Source organism: Streptomyces sp. NPDC048604 (assembly GCF_043199435.1).
In the GTDB taxonomy this organism is placed as follows: Bacteria; Actinomycetota; Actinomycetes; order Streptomycetales; family Streptomycetaceae; genus Streptomyces.
In genome coordinates this window covers 1-16631 of the sequence record NZ_JBICVX010000005.1, presented here as the reverse complement: position 1 = coordinate 16631, position 16631 = coordinate 1, and the positions used below count along the sequence as shown (strand labels likewise).

The 16631-nt window shown below is 74.4% G+C and carries 16 protein-coding genes; 8 read left to right on the top strand and 8 right to left on the bottom strand.

Going from position 1 to position 16631, the window contains the following annotated elements:
* Positions 1-63: 63 nt before the first annotated feature.
* The 6 genes from ACGFMM_RS11775 to ACGFMM_RS11750 all read left to right on the top strand — a co-directional run bounded on the left by ACGFMM_RS11775 (position 64) and on the right by ACGFMM_RS11750 (position 5968).
* Entirely contained in the window at positions 64-456 is a 393-nt protein-coding gene (locus ACGFMM_RS11775) for a rodlin (protein ID WP_393645565.1), read from the top strand.
* A 286-nt stretch (positions 457-742) separates the two neighbouring features.
* A complete protein-coding gene (locus tag ACGFMM_RS11770) occupies positions 743-931 on the top strand; it encodes a hypothetical protein (RefSeq protein WP_393645563.1) in 189 nt (62 codons plus the stop codon).
* A gap of 80 nt (positions 932-1011) precedes the next feature.
* A complete protein-coding gene (locus ACGFMM_RS11765) occupies positions 1012-1515 on the top strand; it encodes a nucleoside deaminase (protein ID WP_393645561.1) in 504 nt (167 codons plus the stop codon).
* Between the two features lie 130 nt (positions 1516-1645).
* Positions 1646-3670 carry a thioredoxin domain-containing protein gene (locus ACGFMM_RS11760; protein ID WP_393645560.1) on the top strand — a complete coding sequence of 675 codons (2025 nt, stop codon included), beginning with the start codon at positions 1646-1648 and terminating at the stop codon, positions 3668-3670.
* Positions 3671-3884: 214 nt separating this feature from the next.
* Entirely contained in the window at positions 3885-4118 is a 234-nt protein-coding gene (locus ACGFMM_RS11755; protein WP_393645558.1) for a chaplin, read from the top strand.
* Positions 4119-4318: 200 nt separating this feature from the next.
* Positions 4319-5968: a glycoside hydrolase family 26 protein gene (locus ACGFMM_RS11750; protein WP_393645557.1), complete on the top strand. Its 1650-nt coding sequence runs from the start codon at positions 4319-4321 to the stop codon at positions 5966-5968.
* A gap of 15 nt (positions 5969-5983) precedes the next feature.
* Here ACGFMM_RS11750 and ACGFMM_RS11745 read toward each other — a convergent pair whose 3' ends face one another.
* The 8 genes from ACGFMM_RS11745 to ACGFMM_RS11710 are packed head-to-tail and all read right to left on the bottom strand — an operon-like array spanning position 5984 to position 15319.
* Positions 5984-7132 carry a GNAT family N-acetyltransferase gene (locus tag ACGFMM_RS11745; RefSeq protein ID WP_393645555.1) on the bottom strand — a complete coding sequence of 383 codons (1149 nt, stop codon included), beginning with the start codon at positions 7130-7132 and terminating at the stop codon, positions 5984-5986.
* Positions 7129-7791 carry a lipopolysaccharide biosynthesis protein gene (locus tag ACGFMM_RS11740; RefSeq protein ID WP_393645553.1) on the bottom strand — a complete coding sequence of 221 codons (663 nt, stop codon included), beginning with the start codon at positions 7789-7791 and terminating at the stop codon, positions 7129-7131. Before ACGFMM_RS11740 ends, ACGFMM_RS11745 begins: the two co-directional genes overlap by 4 nt.
* Before the next feature lie 17 nt (positions 7792-7808).
* A complete protein-coding gene (locus ACGFMM_RS11735) occupies positions 7809-8948 on the bottom strand; it encodes a glycosyltransferase (protein ID WP_393645552.1) in 1140 nt (379 codons plus the stop codon).
* Positions 8945-9748 (bottom strand): polysaccharide deacetylase family protein, encoded by an 804-nt coding sequence (locus tag ACGFMM_RS11730; protein WP_393645550.1) that lies wholly within the window; start codon positions 9746-9748, stop codon positions 8945-8947. Before ACGFMM_RS11730 ends, ACGFMM_RS11735 begins: the two co-directional genes overlap by 4 nt.
* Positions 9639-11420, bottom strand: a complete 1782-nt coding sequence (locus ACGFMM_RS11725) for a lipid II flippase MurJ (RefSeq protein WP_393645548.1) — start codon at positions 11418-11420, stop codon at positions 9639-9641. Before ACGFMM_RS11725 ends, ACGFMM_RS11730 begins: the two co-directional genes overlap by 110 nt.
* Positions 11413-12702 (bottom strand): O-antigen ligase family protein, encoded by a 1290-nt coding sequence (locus tag ACGFMM_RS11720; protein ID WP_393645546.1) that lies wholly within the window; start codon positions 12700-12702, stop codon positions 11413-11415. The genes ACGFMM_RS11725 and ACGFMM_RS11720 overlap by 8 nt, the downstream gene beginning before the upstream one ends.
* A 2-nt stretch (positions 12703-12704) precedes the next feature.
* Positions 12705-14150 (bottom strand): exopolysaccharide biosynthesis polyprenyl glycosylphosphotransferase, encoded by a 1446-nt coding sequence (locus ACGFMM_RS11715; protein ID WP_393645544.1) that lies wholly within the window; start codon positions 14148-14150, stop codon positions 12705-12707.
* The gene (locus ACGFMM_RS11710) at positions 14147-15319 is read right to left on the bottom strand and encodes a glycosyltransferase (protein WP_393645543.1); all 1173 of its coding nucleotides are present in this window, start codon (positions 15317-15319) and stop codon (positions 14147-14149) included. The genes ACGFMM_RS11715 and ACGFMM_RS11710 overlap by 4 nt, the downstream gene beginning before the upstream one ends.
* Positions 15320-15633: 314 nt before the next feature.
* Between ACGFMM_RS11710 and ACGFMM_RS11705 the strand changes: the two genes are divergently transcribed.
* Together ACGFMM_RS11705 and ACGFMM_RS11700 are read left to right on the top strand one after the other, a co-directional pair.
* Positions 15634-15873, top strand: coding sequence for a chaplin (locus ACGFMM_RS11705; protein ID WP_393646275.1), 240 nt, complete (start codon positions 15634-15636; stop codon positions 15871-15873).
* Positions 15874-16078: 205 nt separating this feature from the next.
* Positions 16079-16513: a hypothetical protein gene (locus ACGFMM_RS11700; protein ID WP_393645541.1), complete on the top strand. Its 435-nt coding sequence runs from the start codon at positions 16079-16081 to the stop codon at positions 16511-16513.
* Positions 16514-16631: the final 118 nt, after the last annotated feature.

Here is a 16631-nt window from a genome sequence, read left to right as displayed (position 1 = left end):
AGTTGATCAGCGTGCTTCGGCTACGGAGCACTCCAGGCCCCTCGGCTCAAGAAGGACGATCTCGTGATCAAGAAGGTTCTCGCCACCGCGGCAGTTGCAGCCTCCGTCGCCGGCATGTCCGCGACCACGGCGATGGCGGCCGGCAACGACGGCGGCTCCGCCAACATCATCGGCAACACGTCGAAGCAGTCCATCGGCTCCAACGAGACCGGTGGCTACATGAGCCCGAACTTCGGTCTCGTCAACGGCGGCGTCCTGCACTGCTTCGACATCCAGAAGGTCCAGGCCCAGGTGCCGGTCGGCGTCATCGCCGTCCCGGTCGCCGTCCAGGACGTGCTCGGCAACCCGATGTCGAACCAGACCTGCAACCAGAACTCGGTGCAGCAGAAGGGCGACGACGCCCTGTCGCACATCCTGGGCGAGGTCCTCTCCCAGAACGGGAACGTCGGCGGCTGACGCCTCCCCCTTCCGTGGGCCGGCCCCGTTCCTCGCAGAGCCAGTGCGAGGAACGGGGCCGTTCCATGTCTCCGTACCCGCGATGTACCCGCGATCCCGGCCGGGATCACCTGGTGACACTCCGAATGAACCGAGAGTGACGGCGTCGCAGAGCGCGCCACTTGTAGAAAACCACGAAGCGGGAAGATCGCCCCGCTGACGTCTTCATGCCTTCCGCCTCTGGCTCACCCCCCACGCCGGGCTGTGTACTCCAAGCACGAGCGTGACGAAGCAAGGGATGAGTGCAGTGGACTACTTCCGACCCGCCACCTGGGCGGCAGCACCGGACGCCGGGACCCGGCGCCCGGACGCCGCACAAGCGGCGAGCGGCGAGTACGCGTACTCCTCGGACCTGTGGGCGGTACAAGCGACGGGGCCGCACCTCACCCGCACCCCCGCCTCCCCGGAACACGACCGCGGCGTGGAGCCGCGCTGATTTCCCCCGGGGACGCCGTCGACCCGAGCCGGTCGCCTGGCGGTGCCCCCGGCCCCCACCCCGCCGAACAAGGAGCGAGCATGACCGCGCACACCCACGAAGCCAGCACTCAGGAGCTCGAGCGCGCCTGGCTGGAAGAGGCGATCAGACTCGCCACCCAGAGCGTCGCGAACGGCGGCGGGCCGTTCGGCGCCCTGATCGCCAAGAACGGCGAGGTCGTCGCCATCGGCAACAACCAGGTGACCTCCAACCTGGACCCGACGGCGCACGCCGAGGTGAGCGCGATCCGCGCCGCCTGCAAGCAGCTGAACACCTTCTCGCTGGAGGGCTGCGTCCTCGTCACCTCGTGCGAGCCGTGTCCGATGTGCCTGTCCTCGTCGCTGTGGGCGCGCGTCGACCGGATCGTCTTCGCCGCCGACCGCGACGACGCCGCGGTGGCCGGCTTCGACGACCGCAAGTTCTACGACCTCTTCGAGAAGCGCCCCGAGTCGGACTGGCCGACGGACGTCGAGCGCCTCGACCTCCCCAACCGCACGGAGCCCTTCGACGCCTGGCTGGCCAAGGCCGACCGCATCGACTACTGACCCCCGCGCCTGACGACGAGGCCCGCCCGGACCCGGGACGGGCCACGTCGTCGTCCCCGTGCTCACCCGGACACGAGGTGTCGCCGAGGGGACGCGCACCGTCGCGCCGGCGGCGTGCGACGATGCCGGTATGAACCGTCTGGCCGATTCCCAGTCGCCCTATCTGCTTCAGCACGCCGCCAACCCCGTGGACTGGTGGCCGTGGGGGGAGGAGGCGCTGGCGGAGGCGAGACGCCGGGACGTGCCCGTCTTCCTGAGCGTGGGCTACAGCTCGTGCCACTGGTGTCACGTCATGGCGCACGAGTCGTTCGAGGACGCCGGTACGGCGGCCTACATGAACGAGCACTTCGTCAACATCAAGGTCGACCGCGAGGAGCGGCCCGACGTCGACGCCGTCTACATGGAGGCCGTGCAGGCGGCGACCGGGCAGGGCGGCTGGCCGATGTCCGTGTGGATGACCCCGGACGGCGAGCCCTTCTACTTCGGCACCTACTTCCCGCCCGAGGCCCGGCACGGCATGCCGTCGTTCCCCGAGGTCCTCGACGGCGTGCACCGCGCCTGGAGCGAGCGGCGCGAGGAGGTCGGCGAGGTCGCCGGGAAGATCGCCCGCGACCTGTCGGAGCGCTCCCTCGCGTTCGGCGGCGAGGGCGTTCCCGGCGAGGAGGAGACGGCTCAGGCGCTGCTCGGGCTCGTCCGGGACTACGACGAGCGGGCCGGAGGCTTCGGCGGGGCGCCCAAGTTCCCGCCGTCGATGGCGCTCGAGTTCCTGCTCCGCCACCACGCCCGCACCGGCGCCGAGGGCGCGCTGCAGATGGCCGCCGACACCTGCGAGGCCATGGCCCGCGGCGGGATCTACGACCAGCTCGGCGGCGGCTTCGCCCGCTACGCCGTGGACCGGGAGTGGGTCGTCCCGCACTTCGAGAAGATGCTCTACGACAACGCCCTGCTCTGCCGGGTGTACGCCCATCTGTGGCGGGCGACCGGAAGCGATCTGGCCCGGCGGGTGGCGTTGGAGACCGCGGACTTCATGGTGCGCGAGCTGCGCACCGCCGAGGGCGGGTTCGCCTCCGCGCTCGACGCGGACAGCGACGACGGCACCGGCCGGCACGTCGAGGGCGCGTACTACGTGTGGACGCCGGCGCAGCTCGTCGACGTGCTCGGCGAGGAGGACGCCGAATACGCGGCGCGGTACTTCGGGGTGACCGAGGAGGGGACCTTCGAGCAGGGGGCGTCCGTACTCCAGCTCCCGCAGGACGCGGGAGTCGCCGACGCCGAGAGGCTCGCCTCGATCCGGCAGCGGCTGCTCGACGCGCGGGAGCGGCGCGAGCGGCCCGGGCGCGACGACAAGATCGTCGCCGCCTGGAACGGCCTGGCGATCGCCGCGCTCGCCGAGACCGGCGCGTACTTCGACCGGCCCGACCTGGTCGCCCGCGCCACGGAGGCCGCGGACCTGCTGCTCCGCCTTCACATGGACGACTCCGCCCGCCTGGTCCGCACCTCCAAGGACGGCCGGGCCGGTGCCAACGCGGGCGTCCTGGAGGACTACGCCGACGTCGCCGAGGGCTATCTGGCGCTGGCCGCCGTCACCGGCGAGGGCGTCTGGCTGGAGTTCGCCGGCTTCCTTCTCGACATGGTGCTCGACCGTTTCCGGGCCGAGGGCGGGGCGTTCTACGACACCGCGCACGACGCCGAGACCCTGATCCGCCGCCCCCAGGACCCCACCGACAACGCCACCCCGTCCGGCTGGACCGCCGCGACCAACGCGCTCCTGTCGTACGCCGCGCACACCGGCTCCGAGGCGCACCGCTCGGCCGCCGAGGCGGGTCTGGGCGTCGTACGGGCCCTGGGCCCGCGCGCCCCGCGCCACATCGGCTGGGGCCTCGCCGCCGCCGAGGCGCTCCTCGACGGGCCGCGGGAGATCGCCGTCGTCGGCGACGGGCCCGAGGTCCGCGCCCTGCACCGCACGGCGCTGCTGGGCACCGCCCCGGGCGCGGTGGTCGCCTTCGGCCCGCCCGGCGGGGACGAGTTCCCGCTGCTCGCGGACCGGCCGCTGGTGGGCGGGGCGCCCGCCGCGTACGTCTGCCGGCACTTCGCCTGCGAGGCGCCGACGACCGATCCGGAGGCCCTCGCGCGGGCCCTTTCCGCGCCGAGCTGAGACGGGAACGCGACACGCCGGAGTTCCGCCGAACGGCTCGGCGCACGGGGGAATCCGGGCCGGTCGATGGGGTGAAAGCGGCCCTGTCGCCGGGCGCTGCGCGACCGGACATCGCATGGTCGTTCTGATGTGTGCAGCGGAGGCCCAGGTCCTTTCGGGCCCGGGTTTCGCGAGAGTCGCGAGTCTCCTCCGCCGCAGAAAGGAATCAGGCGAAATGCTGGTTAAGAAGGCTGCGACCGTCGTCGCCGGACTCGTCATGGCCCTGGGTGCGGCGTCGCCCGCGATCGCCGACGCCGGTGCCATCGGCGCGGCGGTGGGCAGTCCGGGCGTGCTGTCCGGCAACGTCGTCCAGGTGCCGATCCACGCGCAGATCAACGCATGCGGCAACTCCGTGAACGTGATCGGCCTGGTGAACCCGACTGTCGGGAACGTCTGCGTCAACGCCTGACGCGAGCGAAAGGGGCCGGTTCCGGTCCGGGCTTCCCGCCCGGCCGGGACCGGCCTTTCGGTTTTCCGTTCCGTTTTCCACCGTCCGAGCCAGGAACTCTGACGACTGATCAGGTGACTGCCTTTCCGTCCGGCTTATTAAGCATATTTTCTGAGAACACCTGGGGTCATACCGAACGCGATGTGCGAAGGAGCGCGGCCATGACCCTTGGGAACCGACGGACGACGAGTCGATGGCTGGGGGTGTTCACCGCAGGTCTCCTCGCCACGGGTTCCGTCGTGCTCTCCTCGCCGAGTCACGCCGCCGAGTCCCCCCGGCCGCAGGACCCCCGGCCGGCCGCGGGGCCGCAGGATCCCGGGCCGGCCGCGCCCGCCGCGCCGCTGACCACCGCCCTCGGCGCGTACCTCGACTACGGCCCGCGCGGCGTCGCCCGCATCGCCGAACTGGAGAAATGGCTGGGCGGCGGCACGGAACTGAGGGTCGGTCACACCTACCTGCCCGGCGACGTCTGGTCCAACATCGAGGGCCGGCCGGGGTTCCTGGAGTCCTGGGCGCAGTGGCGCACGCAGAAGGCCGACCGGCTGTTCGTGCTCAACGTCCCCATGCTGGAGCGCAACGAGGCCGGCGTCTCCGACGCGGAGGTCCGCCGCCAGCTGCGGCGCGGCGCGGACGGGGCGTTCGACCAGCACTTCACGGCCTTGGCGGAGCGGCTGGTCGGGCTCGGGGTGCCCGACACCGTCCTCGTCCTCGGCTGGGAGATGAACGGGATCACCTACACGCACCGCTGCGGGCCGGACCCGGAGGCCTGGAAGGCGTACTGGAACCGCATCGTCACCGCGATGCGGGCGGTCCCCGGGCAGAGGTTCCGCTTCGACTTCACGCCCAGCCGGGGCCGGGACGCGGTGCCGTGGACCGAGTGCTACCCGGGCGACGACGTCGTCGACATCATCGGCATGGACTCGTACGACCAGCCGCCCGGCATGGACTTCGACCAGCACATCAGCGAGCCGTTCGGGCTGCAGAAGCACGTCGACTTCGCCAAGGAGCACGGCAAGCCGATCTCGTACCCGGAGTGGGGGCTCTTCCGGAACGGGGACAACCCCACGTACATGCGCCGCATGCTCGAATGGATGCAGCAGCACAAGCCGGTGTACCACACGATCACCGACTACTGCCCGCACGGCGTGTGGCAGTGCGAGGCGAACCCGAAGTCGGCGGAGGTCTTCCGCACGATGCTGTCGGACCTGGAGCCGACGGAGCCCACGGAGCCCACGGAGCCGACCGAGCCCGATGTGCCGCCGGTGGACCCGACGGATCCGACGGAGCCGAGCGAGCCCACGAAGCCGACCGAGCCCACTCAGCCCACCGAGCCCGGCGAGCCGGACTTCCCGCCGGACGGCGTGTGGGAGCCCTGGGAGCCGATCGACCCGACCGACCCCTGGGGCCAGGTGGACCCGACGGCCTCGATCCCCTTGCCTCAGCCGAAGCCTGAGCCGAAGCCTGAGCCGAAGCCTGAGCCGAAGCCGGAACCGAAGCCGGAACCGAAGCCGGAACCGAAGCCTGAGCCCAAGCCCGAGCCGAAGCCGGAACCCAAGCCTGAGCCCAAGCCCGAGCCGAAGCCTGAGCCCAAGCCTGAGCCCAAGCCCGAGCCGAAGCCGGAACCCAAGCCTGAGCCCAAGCCCAAGCCCGAGCCGAAGCCGGAACCCAAGCCCGCGCCCGTCCCCGCGCCCTCCGATGACTCCTGTGCGGGCGTCAACCTCGGGTCGTGGGTGGAGGAGTGGGTCGGCGGGTCCGTCTGCGTGCCGACCGACGGGTGGAAGGACGACCTGAAGGACCTCTGGCCCTTCTGACCCGTACCCGGCGCGTCACCCCGCGGCGGCGGAGGCCACCCTCCGCCGCCGTGCCGCTTCCACCAGCCGCCTCGCCCACTCCCGCTGCCGCACCTGCCCGGCGGCCCATCCCCGCGCGCCGGCCGCCGTCGCGCGGAGCAGCAGGAGCAGCCCGGTACGCCGCCGGGCGAGCAGCAGCCGCCGGTTGCCGACGATCTCGGGCCGCCAGTGGTTCTTGTATGTCTCCGAGCCCCGCAGCAGGCTCAGCGTGGTCCGTCCCTCGGCGTCCGCCTCGCGCGCCCCGTACCGCAGCAGCAACGTCGACACATCGACCTTCCGCTTCCGCAGCCCCGGATCGGCCCCGTACAGGTAGCCGCCGGCGAGGTTCGGTGACAGCAGGGTCAGGTCGGCGGCCACCACCTCGCCGCCGAGGAGGAACTCGGTGACCCGCGCCTGCCCGCTCGTCACCATGGTCGCGACCGCCCGCGTCAGATGCCGGGCGAACCGTTCGGTGGTGTGTTCCGGGGTCACCCCGCGGCCCTCCCACTGCCGCCGGTGCAGTGTGAGGAGCCGTTCCAGCGCGGTCGGCACCTCGTCTCCCGCCACGATCCGCTCCTCGATGCCGAGCGCGTCCAGCTTCCGCAGTTTGGCGCGGGTGCGCTGGGCTCCGGAGCTGGGCATCCGGGCGATGAGCGCGTCCATGGGTACGGCGGGGAGTTCCAGGCACAGGGAGTCGTCGAGCCGGCGGCGCGGTCCGCGCCAGGACGCGTAGACCTGTTCGGCCGCCGCCCCGGGCCGTACCTCGCGCAGGTCGATCAGGGCGGTGCGGGCCGCGTCGGCCAGGGCCGCGGCGAGCGCGCCGGCGGTCTCGGGCCGGGAGTCGTCGAGCAGGACGTCGCAGTAGTCGGTGATCGCGCCGCCGAGCGGGGTGAGCGCGGGCAGCGGGCCGCGGCGCAGCATCAGCGGGGCCGCGCCGACCAGGCGGCCGTCGGCCGGGTCGCGGATCAGGAACACGCGCAGCGCGCCGGGGACGCCGTACGAGGTCCACCAGGAGTGCAGCCAGGCGTGGCTCTGGAACGGGGTGGCGGTGCGGCACCGCGCGCACAGGTCGGTCCACTCCTCGGCCAGCCGCCCGAACTCCTCGCCGTCCCGGCAGACTTCGGAGGTCAGCGAGGCGGTCGTCATACCGTCTCCCTCGCCCTCTCCGGTTCCGGCTGCGGCGCGGCGGCCGGCGCCGGTACGGCGGCGGTCCGCGCGCGCTCCTCCGCGCCGGTCTGCGTCCCGCGCCGCGGCCGGACGAGCAGCGCGAGCCCGCCGAGCAGCCCGCCCGCGCTGCCGCCGACCAGCGCGGACAGCGGCGTGGACGGTGAGACGGGGCTGGTCGGCTCGGTCGCGCGGGCGAACTGGACGACCTTCACCCCCGTCCCGGCGGCGGCGTGCGTCCCGCTGGTCACCAGCGCCCGTGCGACGCCGTCCGCCATGGCCACGGCGGTGGCGGGCTTCGGCGAGCGGGCCGTCACGGAGATCATCGGCGCGTCCGGCGAGGTGGCCGCCTGCACGCTCCTGCGCAGCGTCGCGACCGAGACCCCGGCCCACACCTGCGCGTCGCCGGTGACCGCGAGGTCGGTGGCGACCCGCCCGTACGCCTGGGCGAAGCCGAGCGCGGCCGCCGGGTCGGACTTCTCGCCGGGGACCACCACGACGTAGCTGGTCGCCGCGTACTCGGGCGTGGTGACCAGTCCGTACGCCGCGCCCGCGGCCGTGCCGAGCAACACGGCCGCCGGCAGCGCCCACAGGCGCGCCCGGGCCCGCAACAGCGCGGGCAAGGAAGGGCGTTCGGTCATCGGAGCGTCGTGTTTGCTCATGGGGCCACTCGCTTCGCGGGGAGGGAGGGGAGAGACTCGTACAGGGACAGCAACTGCCCGGCGCTGCGGGCGATGTCGTACCGGTGGGCGGCGGCGGGCTGAGGCAGCCGGCCGAGCCGTGCCTCGCGGATCCCGATCAGCGCGGAGACCAGCTCGGGCACGGTCTCGCCGATGCGGCGGGCGCCCGGCGCGGCGTCCGGCGGCAGGTCGTCGACGGCCGGGCAGGCGACGTACAGGACGGGCAGCCCGGCGGCCAGCGCCTCGACGACCGCGAGCCCGAACGCCTCGTCGGGGGAGGCGGAGACGAACACGTCCATCGCCGACAACAGCGCGGGCAGCGACGGGAGTCCGGCCGCGGGTTCGCGCGGCGGGTCCTCGCAGGCACCGGGCAGCAGCACCCGGTCCGCGGCCCCGCAGGCGCGGGCCACCGCCTCCAGGCGGGCGCGCTGCTCCCCGTCGCCGACCAGGAGCAGCCAAGCGTCCGGCAGCGAGGCGACCGCGCGGACCAGGCGGTCGAAGCGCTTGCCGGGGGCGAGCCGGCCCACCCCGCCGACCACGAACGCGTCCTCCGGCAGCCCCAGTCGGGCCCGGGCCGCCCGCCGCGCGGCCTCGTCGTAGCCGAAGCGGCTGCGCTCGATCCCGTTGGGCACGACCCGGATGCGGGCCGGCCGCACCCCCCACGCCTCCAGCCGGCGCGCCACGCTGTCCGACACGGCGACCGTGGCCGAGCCGAGCCGCTCCGTGGCCAGGTACAGGCCCCGCGTGCCCGCGCTGAGCGGGCGGCCCTCGATCTGCCGGTCGCCCAGCGAGTGCTCGGTCGCCACGACGTGGCGCACCCCGGCCGCGCGGGCGGCGATCCGCCCGTACACGCACGCCCGGTACAGATGGGTGTGCACGACGTCGTACCGGCCCTGCCGGACCACCCGGACGAGCCGGGGCAGCGCCTTCAGATCGCGGTTGCCGGCCATGCCGAGATGGGTGACCGGGGTGCCGTCGGCCTCGATGCCGCGGGCCACCGGGCCGGGCGCGGTGAGCGTGACGACTTCGCTGCGCACCGGCAAGTGCCGCAGCATGAGCCGTAGTTGCTGCTCGGCGCCGCCGATGTCGAGGCCGGTGATGACATGCAGGACCTTCATGACAGGGCCGCCCCGGCCGGGCGGAACGGCTCCGGGGCCTCGGCGGGCCGGCGGCGCCGCAGCGGGTGCACGGCGCGCTTCGCCGCCAGCCGCCAGGAGGTGTCCTGCTCCCCGATGTGGACCCGCGGCAGCGCGTACGTGCTGGTCAACGCGCCCGGGTCGATGCCGCAGGCGTACCGGTACCCGGCCGCCCGCACGGCCCGGATCGCGCGTGCGTCGACATGCCCGTACGGGTAGCAGTAGCCGTCCGCCGGTGTGCCGGTGAGCTCGGTGAGGATCTCGCGGCTGCGCCGGGTGTCCTCGGCGAGGGTGTCGTCGTCGGCGGTGAGCAGGGAGCTGTGCAGCATGCCGTGGGAGCCGATCTCCATGCCGGCGGCGGCGATCCGGGCGACCTGGTCCTCGTCGAGGAGCGGCCTGCGCGGGCCGTCCGCGTCCCAGGCGTTCTCCCCGCCGAGCCGGCCGGCCAGCACGAACACGGTCGCGGTGAAGCCGTGCCGGCGCAGCAGCGGCAGCGCCGAGTCGAGGAAGTCCGCGTAGCCGTCGTCGAAGGTCAGCCCGACCAGGCCGCGGGCCCGCCCGGCGGCGGTCGCGGCGAGCAGCTCGCGCACCGACACGCCGCGCAGCCCGCGGTCGCCGAGCCAGTGCAGCTGGCGGGCGAAGCGCACGGGGGAGACGGTCACCTGGTACGGGTCATCGGGGGTGTCCGCGATCGAGTGGTACATCGCCACCCACGGGGGCGGCGTCGGCAGCAGCCGGCGCAGTGCCGCGCGGGCGCGGTCGGGGGCCGAGACAGCGGGCATGGGCGAGCCTCCGTGAGGCGGGACGGAACAGGGGTGGGAGGAACAGGGGCGGGGCCCCGGGCGCCCGGACGGCGCGCGCGGCGGACGGCAGGAAGACGAGGGCGACCACCGCGCAGGCGGCGGCCGTCCCGGCGGCGGGGGCGAGGCCCTGTGGCGCGGCGGCGGCGACGGCGGCCGCGCACAGCCAGGCGGCCGCGGTCGCGGCGGCGGCCGTCGCGGCGAGCCGCGCCACTCCGGCGGCGACCCGCCCGGCCCCGAGCGGCACGCTCTGCCGGCCCGAGCCGGTGAGCAGCAGGACGGCGGTCAGGGTGATCCCGAGCGCGTTGGCGGCGGCGATGCCCAGCACCCCCCAGAGGCGTACGCCGACGGCCCCGGCGAGCGCGGTCGCGGCGAGCCCGGCGAGCATCGTCGCGGCCGGGAACCACAGCGGGCGGGCGGCGGAGAAGTAGCAGCGGACGAGGACGCCGACGAGGGTCTGGCCGAGCAGCCCGAGCGCGTACACCCGCATGACGGCGGCGGTGGCCTCGGTGTCGGCGCGGTCGAACGCGCCGCGCTGGAAGAGCACGTCGACGATCTGCGGGGCGGCGGCGATCACGACGGACGCGCCGACGAGCACGACGAGCACGGCGAGCAGCAGGTCCCGTTCGACGCGGCGGCGGGCCGTGTCCCGTTCGCCGGCCGCGATGGCGCGGGCGACGACCGGGAAGGTCACCGTGCACAGCATCAGCGACAGGATCATCGGCATCTGGGCGATCTTCTGCGCGTAGTTGAGGTGCGAGATCGCCCCGGACGGCAGCGGGGCGGCGAGGAATCGCTCGATCAGCACCTGCGACTGGCGGGCGACGGCGAACACGACGACCGGTGCGACGAGTGCGAGCACGACGAGCGGCGCGGCGGTGTCCGCGGGCACGTCGTCGGGTGCGGCCGGCGCCTGAGGCCTCCTCAGGGCCCGTACCAGGGACGGGGCCTGGACCAGCACCATCAGGGTGCCGCCGACGGCGACGCCGACCGCCGCGGACCGCACGCCCAGCGGCTCGCGCAGCACCAGCACGGTCGAGACGATCCCGATGTTGTACGCGACGTAGATCGCGGCCGGCGGCAGGAACCGGCCGTGCGCGCGCAGCGCGGCGCTGCAGTACCCGGTGAGCGCGAAGCTCAGCACACAGGTCGCGGTCAACCGGGTGCAGTCGACGGCCAGTTGCGGATCGGGCAGGCCGGGCGCGAGGACGGCGACGAGCCGCGGCGCGAGCACCACCAGCAGCAGCGCCACCGCGGCGACGGTCAGCACCAGCCGGGGCAGGGTGGCCCGGACGAGCGCGGGCGCCCCGTGGCGGCGCAGCAGCGCCCGGCTGAACGCGGGCACCAGGATCAGCGCCATGGCGTCCTCGATCAGCAGCGTGGACGCGAACTCGGGCACCGTCCAGGCGACGAGGAACGCGTCGCTGTCCGCGCCGGCGCCGAAGGAGTCCGCCAGGATCTGGTCCCGGACCAGCCCGAACAGCGAGCCGGCGGCGGTCAGTCCGGCGGTGACGAACGCGGCCCGCGCGAGGAACCCGGACGCCCCCGGGCGCTCCGACCGGTGCCGCCCCCGTGCCTGCCGCACGACCGCCCGCGGCGGCGTGTCGGCGGTGGCCGCCGCCACCAGCGCGTCGACCCGGACCGGCTCAGGCATACCGGACCTCCCGCACCCCCGGCGCGTACGGCGACAGGGCCGCCCAGGCCGCCAGGCCCAGGACCACCGCGGTCAGGACCGTGGACGGGCCGCCGATGTCGGCGTAGGCGAAGTCGATCAGCTGCCAGGCCAGGAGGCCGAACGCGATCAGGGCGCACTCCGCGCCCCGGCCCAGCCGCCCGGCGGCCGCCGCCAGCAGGGCCAGCCAGCTGCCGGTCAGGGCGAGGGCGCCGAGCAGGCCCTGCTCGCTGAGCACCAGCAGGTACATGTTGTGCGGGGACAGCAGCGGCTGGCGCAGGAAGCCGCGGCCCGCGCCCGCCGTGTCGCTGCCGGACGACAGCGCCAGCGACGCGTGGCTGTCGCGGTACTGCGGGAAGCCCTTCAGTCCGACGCCGGTCAGCGGGTCGGTGCGCCACATCCCGGCCGCCGCCGCCCACATGGTGTACCGGTCGGTGACCGATGAGTCCGGCGCGGCCGTCACCTGCGTGATGCTCTCGACCCGTTCCTTCACCATCGCAGAGCCGACCCCGAGCCCGCCCACCAGCACCACCGCCAGCGCCGCCACCGCGAGCCCGGTCCGCACCGCCCGCCGCACCCCCGACAGCACCAGCTGCGCCGCGCAGGCGAGGACCGTCGCGATCCACGCGCCCCGGCTGAACGACAGCACCAGCGGGACGACCAGCAGCGCCGCGCACACCAGGGCGGCCGTACGGGCCCGGCCGGCCGGCCCGCCGAGCACCAGGCCCACGGCCACGACCAGCCCGAAGGCCACCACCGTCGCCATGCCCATCACGTCCGTCGGCCCGAAGGTGCCCACCGCGCGCACGTCCGCGCCCATGTACGAGGCGCCGGTGCCGGTCAGGTACTGCACGACCCCGACCCCGCCCTGGAACAGCGCCAGCGCGACCAGCGCCCACGCCAGCACCGCGAAGTCGCCCCGGTCCCGCACCAGCAGCAGCACCGCCGCCGGGACGAGGACGAAGATCTGCACGTACCGCGCCACTCCGGGCAGGCTCGCGGCCGGGTCGTGGGAGGTGATCGCGGCCGCGCAGACGCCCAGCACCGGAAGGCCGAGGACGACCGCCGCGGTCCGGGTCAGCGGGCGTGCCCCGCTGCGGACCACCAGGGCCAGGCAGTACAGCACCAGCAGCCCGGACGCCGCGTCCGCGAGCGTCCCCGTGCCGCCGGTGCCGCCCTCGGCCCCGCCCCCGCCCGGCACGGTCAGCAGGGCGACGACCACGATCACCGGCGCCAGATGCAGCCGCCGTCCCGCCCCCGTCATCGTCAGCTCCCCGTCGGACGGACCAGGCCGGCGGCGGTCCGCAGCAGAATGCAGACGTCCTGCCAGAGCGACCAGTGGTCGATGTAGTGGTTGTCGAACCGGCAGCGGTCCTCGATCGAGGTGTCGCCGCGCAGCCCGTGCACCTGGGCGAGGCCGGTCAGCCCGACCGGCATCCGGTGCCGTGCCGCGTAGCCCGCGTGGATCCGGCTGAACTGCGCGACGAAGTACGGCCGTTCGGGCCGCGGCCCGACGAGGCTCATGTCGCCGCGCAGCACGTTCCACAGCTGCGGCAGCTCGTCCAACGAGCTACGGCGCAGGAAGTTGCCCACCGCGCTCATCCGTGAGTCGTTCGCGACGCTCCACTTGGTCGCCGCCTCGGTCTCGTCGGCGGGCCGCAGCGTACGGAACTTCAGCAGTGTGAACGGCTGGTTGTGCTGCCCGACCCGCTCCTGGCGGAACAGCACCCCGGGCCCGTCCGACAGCCGCACCGCCAGCGCGCAGGCCAGCAGCACCGGCGCGGCGGCCAGCAGCGCCGGCGCCGTCACCGCCAGGTCGAGGAGCCGCTTCGCGATCCTCCCGCGCCGCTCGCCGAGCGGCGTCATCCGGCGGCAGGCGTGCCCCCACAGATGCGCGCCCATCGGCGTGTCCAGGGTCCCCGCGTCGTCGACCCGCCAGGTGGCGCAGCCATAGTGCTGGAACAGCGTGACCAGCGCCGGGTCGTCGGCGAGGAACACCGCCTCGCGGACGCTGTTCTGGATGACCGCCCGGTGGATCTCCTCGGCGGTGCCGAGCACCGGCAGCGCGGGCAGGCCCGCGTCCGGCGGCACGCCGTCCTGCCGCAGCCCGACCACCCCGACCGGCCGGATGCCGTACGCGGGACGGCCGCCGAGCGAGGCCGCGAACCGCTGCGCCTCGCCGCTCGGGCCGACGACCAGCGCGGACCGCGGCCGGGCCGCGGCGAGCCGGCGGATCCGCGCGTGCACCACGACCCGGCCGACCGCGGCGACCGCCAGGTGCACGGCGTACGCGGCGGCCAGCGCGGCCGGCCCGAACGCCCGCGCCGGGTCGGCCGCGGCGACGGCGGCGGCCGTGGCGCACCAGGCGACGGCAGCCCGGCCGGCGAGCGCGGGCAGTTCGTCGAGGACGGAGCCCAGCGTGCCGCCCGGCCGGTGCTGCCCGGCGCGCGCGTCGAGCAGCAGCACGCCGGCGACGAGCGGCACGAGCAGCAGCGGCCCGAGGTGGACGGCAGGCAGCAGGGCCACCGCGCCGAGGACGGCCAGGCAGTCCACGGCGATCAGCGGCGCGGCGGCGCCCCGGGCGGGTGCGGCGCGCCGCCGCGGCGGCAGCGCGAGCCGGTCCGAGGAGCCGCGCGGCGGCGCGACGGAGGGGCGGCCCGCGGTGGACAGGGGGCCGGGCGGAGGAGGGACGCTGGTGCTTTCCGTGTTCACTGGAAGATCCGCTCTTCGTGCCGGGTGCCCCGCACGGGGGCCAGTTCGCGGTAGAGCTCCGCGACGGCCGCACCGGTGCGCCGCACATCGAACGTGCTGAGGACGTGCTCGCGGGCCTGGCGGCCCAGGGTGCGCCGGGGTTCCGGACCGCCGAGCAGGCGGCCGACGGCGGCGGCGAGCGCGGCCGGGTCCTCGGGCGGGACCAGGCAGTGGGTCGCGTGGCCGGGCGGCAGGCTCTCGCGTGCCCCGTCCACGTCGGTGACGACGACCGGCCGGCCCGCCGCCATGGCCTCGAGCGGCGCCAGCGCCATGCCCTCCCAGCGGGACGGCAGGACGACGAGGTCGGCCGCCCGGTACCAGGGGGCGGTGTCGGCGACCGCGCCGGTGAACCGTACGGAGTCGGGCGCGGCGGCGCGCAGCCGCTGCTCGTCGGGGCCGTCGCCGACGAGGACGAGCCGGGCGCCGGGCGTCCGGTCGAGGATCGCGGGCCAGGCGCGCAGCAGCACGTCCTGCCCCTTCTGGTGGCAGAGCCGGCCGACGCAGACGACGGTCGGCGCCCGGCCGCCGAGGTCCGGTGCGAGGGCGTCGTCCGTGTCCGGCGCGAGGCTGTCGTCCGCGTCCGGCGCGGCGAACCGCGCGATGTCGACGCCGTTGCGGACCACGGCCCAGGCGGCCCGTACGCCGGCCTGCTCACCGGTACGGCGCTCGGCCTCGCTGACGCAGACGACGCGGTGCGCCCAGCGGGCGCCGTACCGCTCCCAACACCGGGCGAGCGCGGCGGTCATGCCCTCGACCGCCTCGAACGACCAGGCGTGCGGCTGGTACACGGTGGGGATCCGGCCGCGGACGGCGAGCCGCCCGCACATCCCGGCCTTGGCGCTGTGCGCGTGCACGAGCCCGGGCGCCACGGCGTGTACGATCCGGGCCAAGTCGCGCGTCTCGCGGACGAGTTGGGTGCCGAGCGGGCGTCCGGCCCGCCAGGGGTGGAGTTCCGCGCCGCGGTCCCGTACGGCGGCGGCCAGCGGGGTGCCGGGCGGGCAGGCGACGGCGACCCGCAGCCCGCGGGCCGCCTGGTCGGCGACCAGGTCCGCCACGACGCGGGCGACGCCGCCGTCACCGGGCTGGGCCAGGTGAAGGACGGTCGGGGGAAGAACCGCTGCACCACTCATATTGGTTCTCCGCTTTGGCGAGTAAGGGTCCGGAACCGTCGAGAAGGGTCCGGAGGATGGCAGGTATTACCCCAACGCCGGGCGATAGTAAGCATTAGATGCCCTTAAACGCTAACTTCCGTATCCTTTCGGCAGTTTGCTCGTTGAACCGGTTGCGCCTTTCCCCGGCCGAATGCAGAACGTGCCCCTCTATCGGCCCAAAGATCTGCTGAACGTCACCCGTTCGGGAGAGCAACCGATGAAATAGGACTGCGTTGTTGATGGAGCCGGGCGAAACCGTCCGCACCGTCAGCACAATCGAGGAGCACTACTCCATGTCCCGTATCGCCAAGGCCGTTGCCCTGTCCGCCGTCGCCGCCGCCTCCGTCGCGGGCACCGCCGGCGCCGCCTCCGCGAACTCCGGCGCGCAGGGTGCCGCGGTGCACTCCCCGGGCGTCATCTCCGGCAACCTGATCCAGGTTCCGCTGCACATCCCGATCAACCTGTGCGGCAACACCATCTCCGTGATCGGCGCCCTGAACCCGACGTTCGGCAACACCTGCCTCAACTACTGACCCCAGCGCGAACGCACGGGCCCGGCGCCCGTGCAGCCGCCCGGGCCGGTGCGCCGCGGCTCCCTTCGAGGGGGCGCGGCGCACCGGCCTTTTCGCCGCCCCGGAACACGTTCGGGCGCGGAACGTGGCCGAGCGGTTGCGGAGCGGAGTCGATGCAGGTCAGGTTGGAAGGGAAGTTGTCCGACGCATAGGAAAAGGAACACACATGCGTCCCCTGGTATCCAGCCGCGCCTCCGTCATCGCGATATGCGCCGCTCTCACCCTCGGCGCGGCGGGACCCGCCTTCGCCGAATCCGCCCCGGCCTTCCGCGCGGAGACCGCCGCGGTGTCCCCCGTCACCCCCGCAGCCCCCGGATCCGCGCCGGCCGCCCCGGCGGATCTGACGGACGACGTCCTCGAGACCGTCCAGCAGACCGTCGCCGACCTGCTCGACTCCCTCACCGGCGATCCGCTCAGCCTCGTCCCGCAACTCACCACGACCGTGACCTCGCTGATCAGCGAGGTGCTCGACGCGGTGCTCGGCGTCGAGGTGCCGGTCCCCGAGCTGCCCGAGCTGGAACTGCCCGACGTGTCGACCCTTCCGGTCGACCCGCCGGCGGAGCTTCCCGCCGATCCTGTTACGACGCTGCCGGTCGGTTAGCCCGCCCTCTCGCGTCTCCGCCGTGGGGGGCCCGGCGGGCCGGGCCGCCCCGGGCCGGTGGGTTTGGGGTGCCGCCAAACCCCCCGGGGGGCCCCCGAGCGGGGGACGGCCCGGGGAA

Coding starts and splice junctions, on each gene's coding strand:
- ACGFMM_RS11765 (WP_393645561.1), top strand. CDS start 1,012: ATGACCGCGCACACCCACGAAGCCAGCACTCAGGAGCTCGAGCGCGCC.
- ACGFMM_RS11760 (WP_393645560.1), top strand. CDS start 1,646: ATGAACCGTCTGGCCGATTCCCAGTCGCCCTATCTGCTTCAGCACGCC.
- ACGFMM_RS11755 (WP_393645558.1), top strand. CDS start 3,885: ATGCTGGTTAAGAAGGCTGCGACCGTCGTCGCCGGACTCGTCATGGCC.
- ACGFMM_RS11750 (WP_393645557.1), top strand. CDS start 4,319: ATGACCCTTGGGAACCGACGGACGACGAGTCGATGGCTGGGGGTGTTC.
- ACGFMM_RS11745 (WP_393645555.1), bottom strand. CDS start 7,132: ATGACGACCGCCTCGCTGACCTCCGAAGTCTGCCGGGACGGCGAGGAG.
- ACGFMM_RS11740 (WP_393645553.1), bottom strand. CDS start 7,791: ATGACCGAACGCCCTTCCTTGCCCGCGCTGTTGCGGGCCCGGGCGCGC.
- ACGFMM_RS11735 (WP_393645552.1), bottom strand. CDS start 8,948: ATGAAGGTCCTGCATGTCATCACCGGCCTCGACATCGGCGGCGCCGAG.
- ACGFMM_RS11730 (WP_393645550.1), bottom strand. CDS start 9,748: ATGCCCGCTGTCTCGGCCCCCGACCGCGCCCGCGCGGCACTGCGCCGG.
- ACGFMM_RS11725 (WP_393645548.1), bottom strand. CDS start 11,420: ATGCCTGAGCCGGTCCGGGTCGACGCGCTGGTGGCGGCGGCCACCGCC.
- ACGFMM_RS11720 (WP_393645546.1), bottom strand. CDS start 12,702: ATGACGGGGGCGGGACGGCGGCTGCATCTGGCGCCGGTGATCGTGGTC.
- ACGFMM_RS11710 (WP_393645543.1), bottom strand. CDS start 15,319: ATGAGTGGTGCAGCGGTTCTTCCCCCGACCGTCCTTCACCTGGCCCAG.
- ACGFMM_RS11705 (WP_393646275.1), top strand. CDS start 15,634: ATGTCCCGTATCGCCAAGGCCGTTGCCCTGTCCGCCGTCGCCGCCGCC.
- ACGFMM_RS11700 (WP_393645541.1), top strand. CDS start 16,079: ATGCGTCCCCTGGTATCCAGCCGCGCCTCCGTCATCGCGATATGCGCC.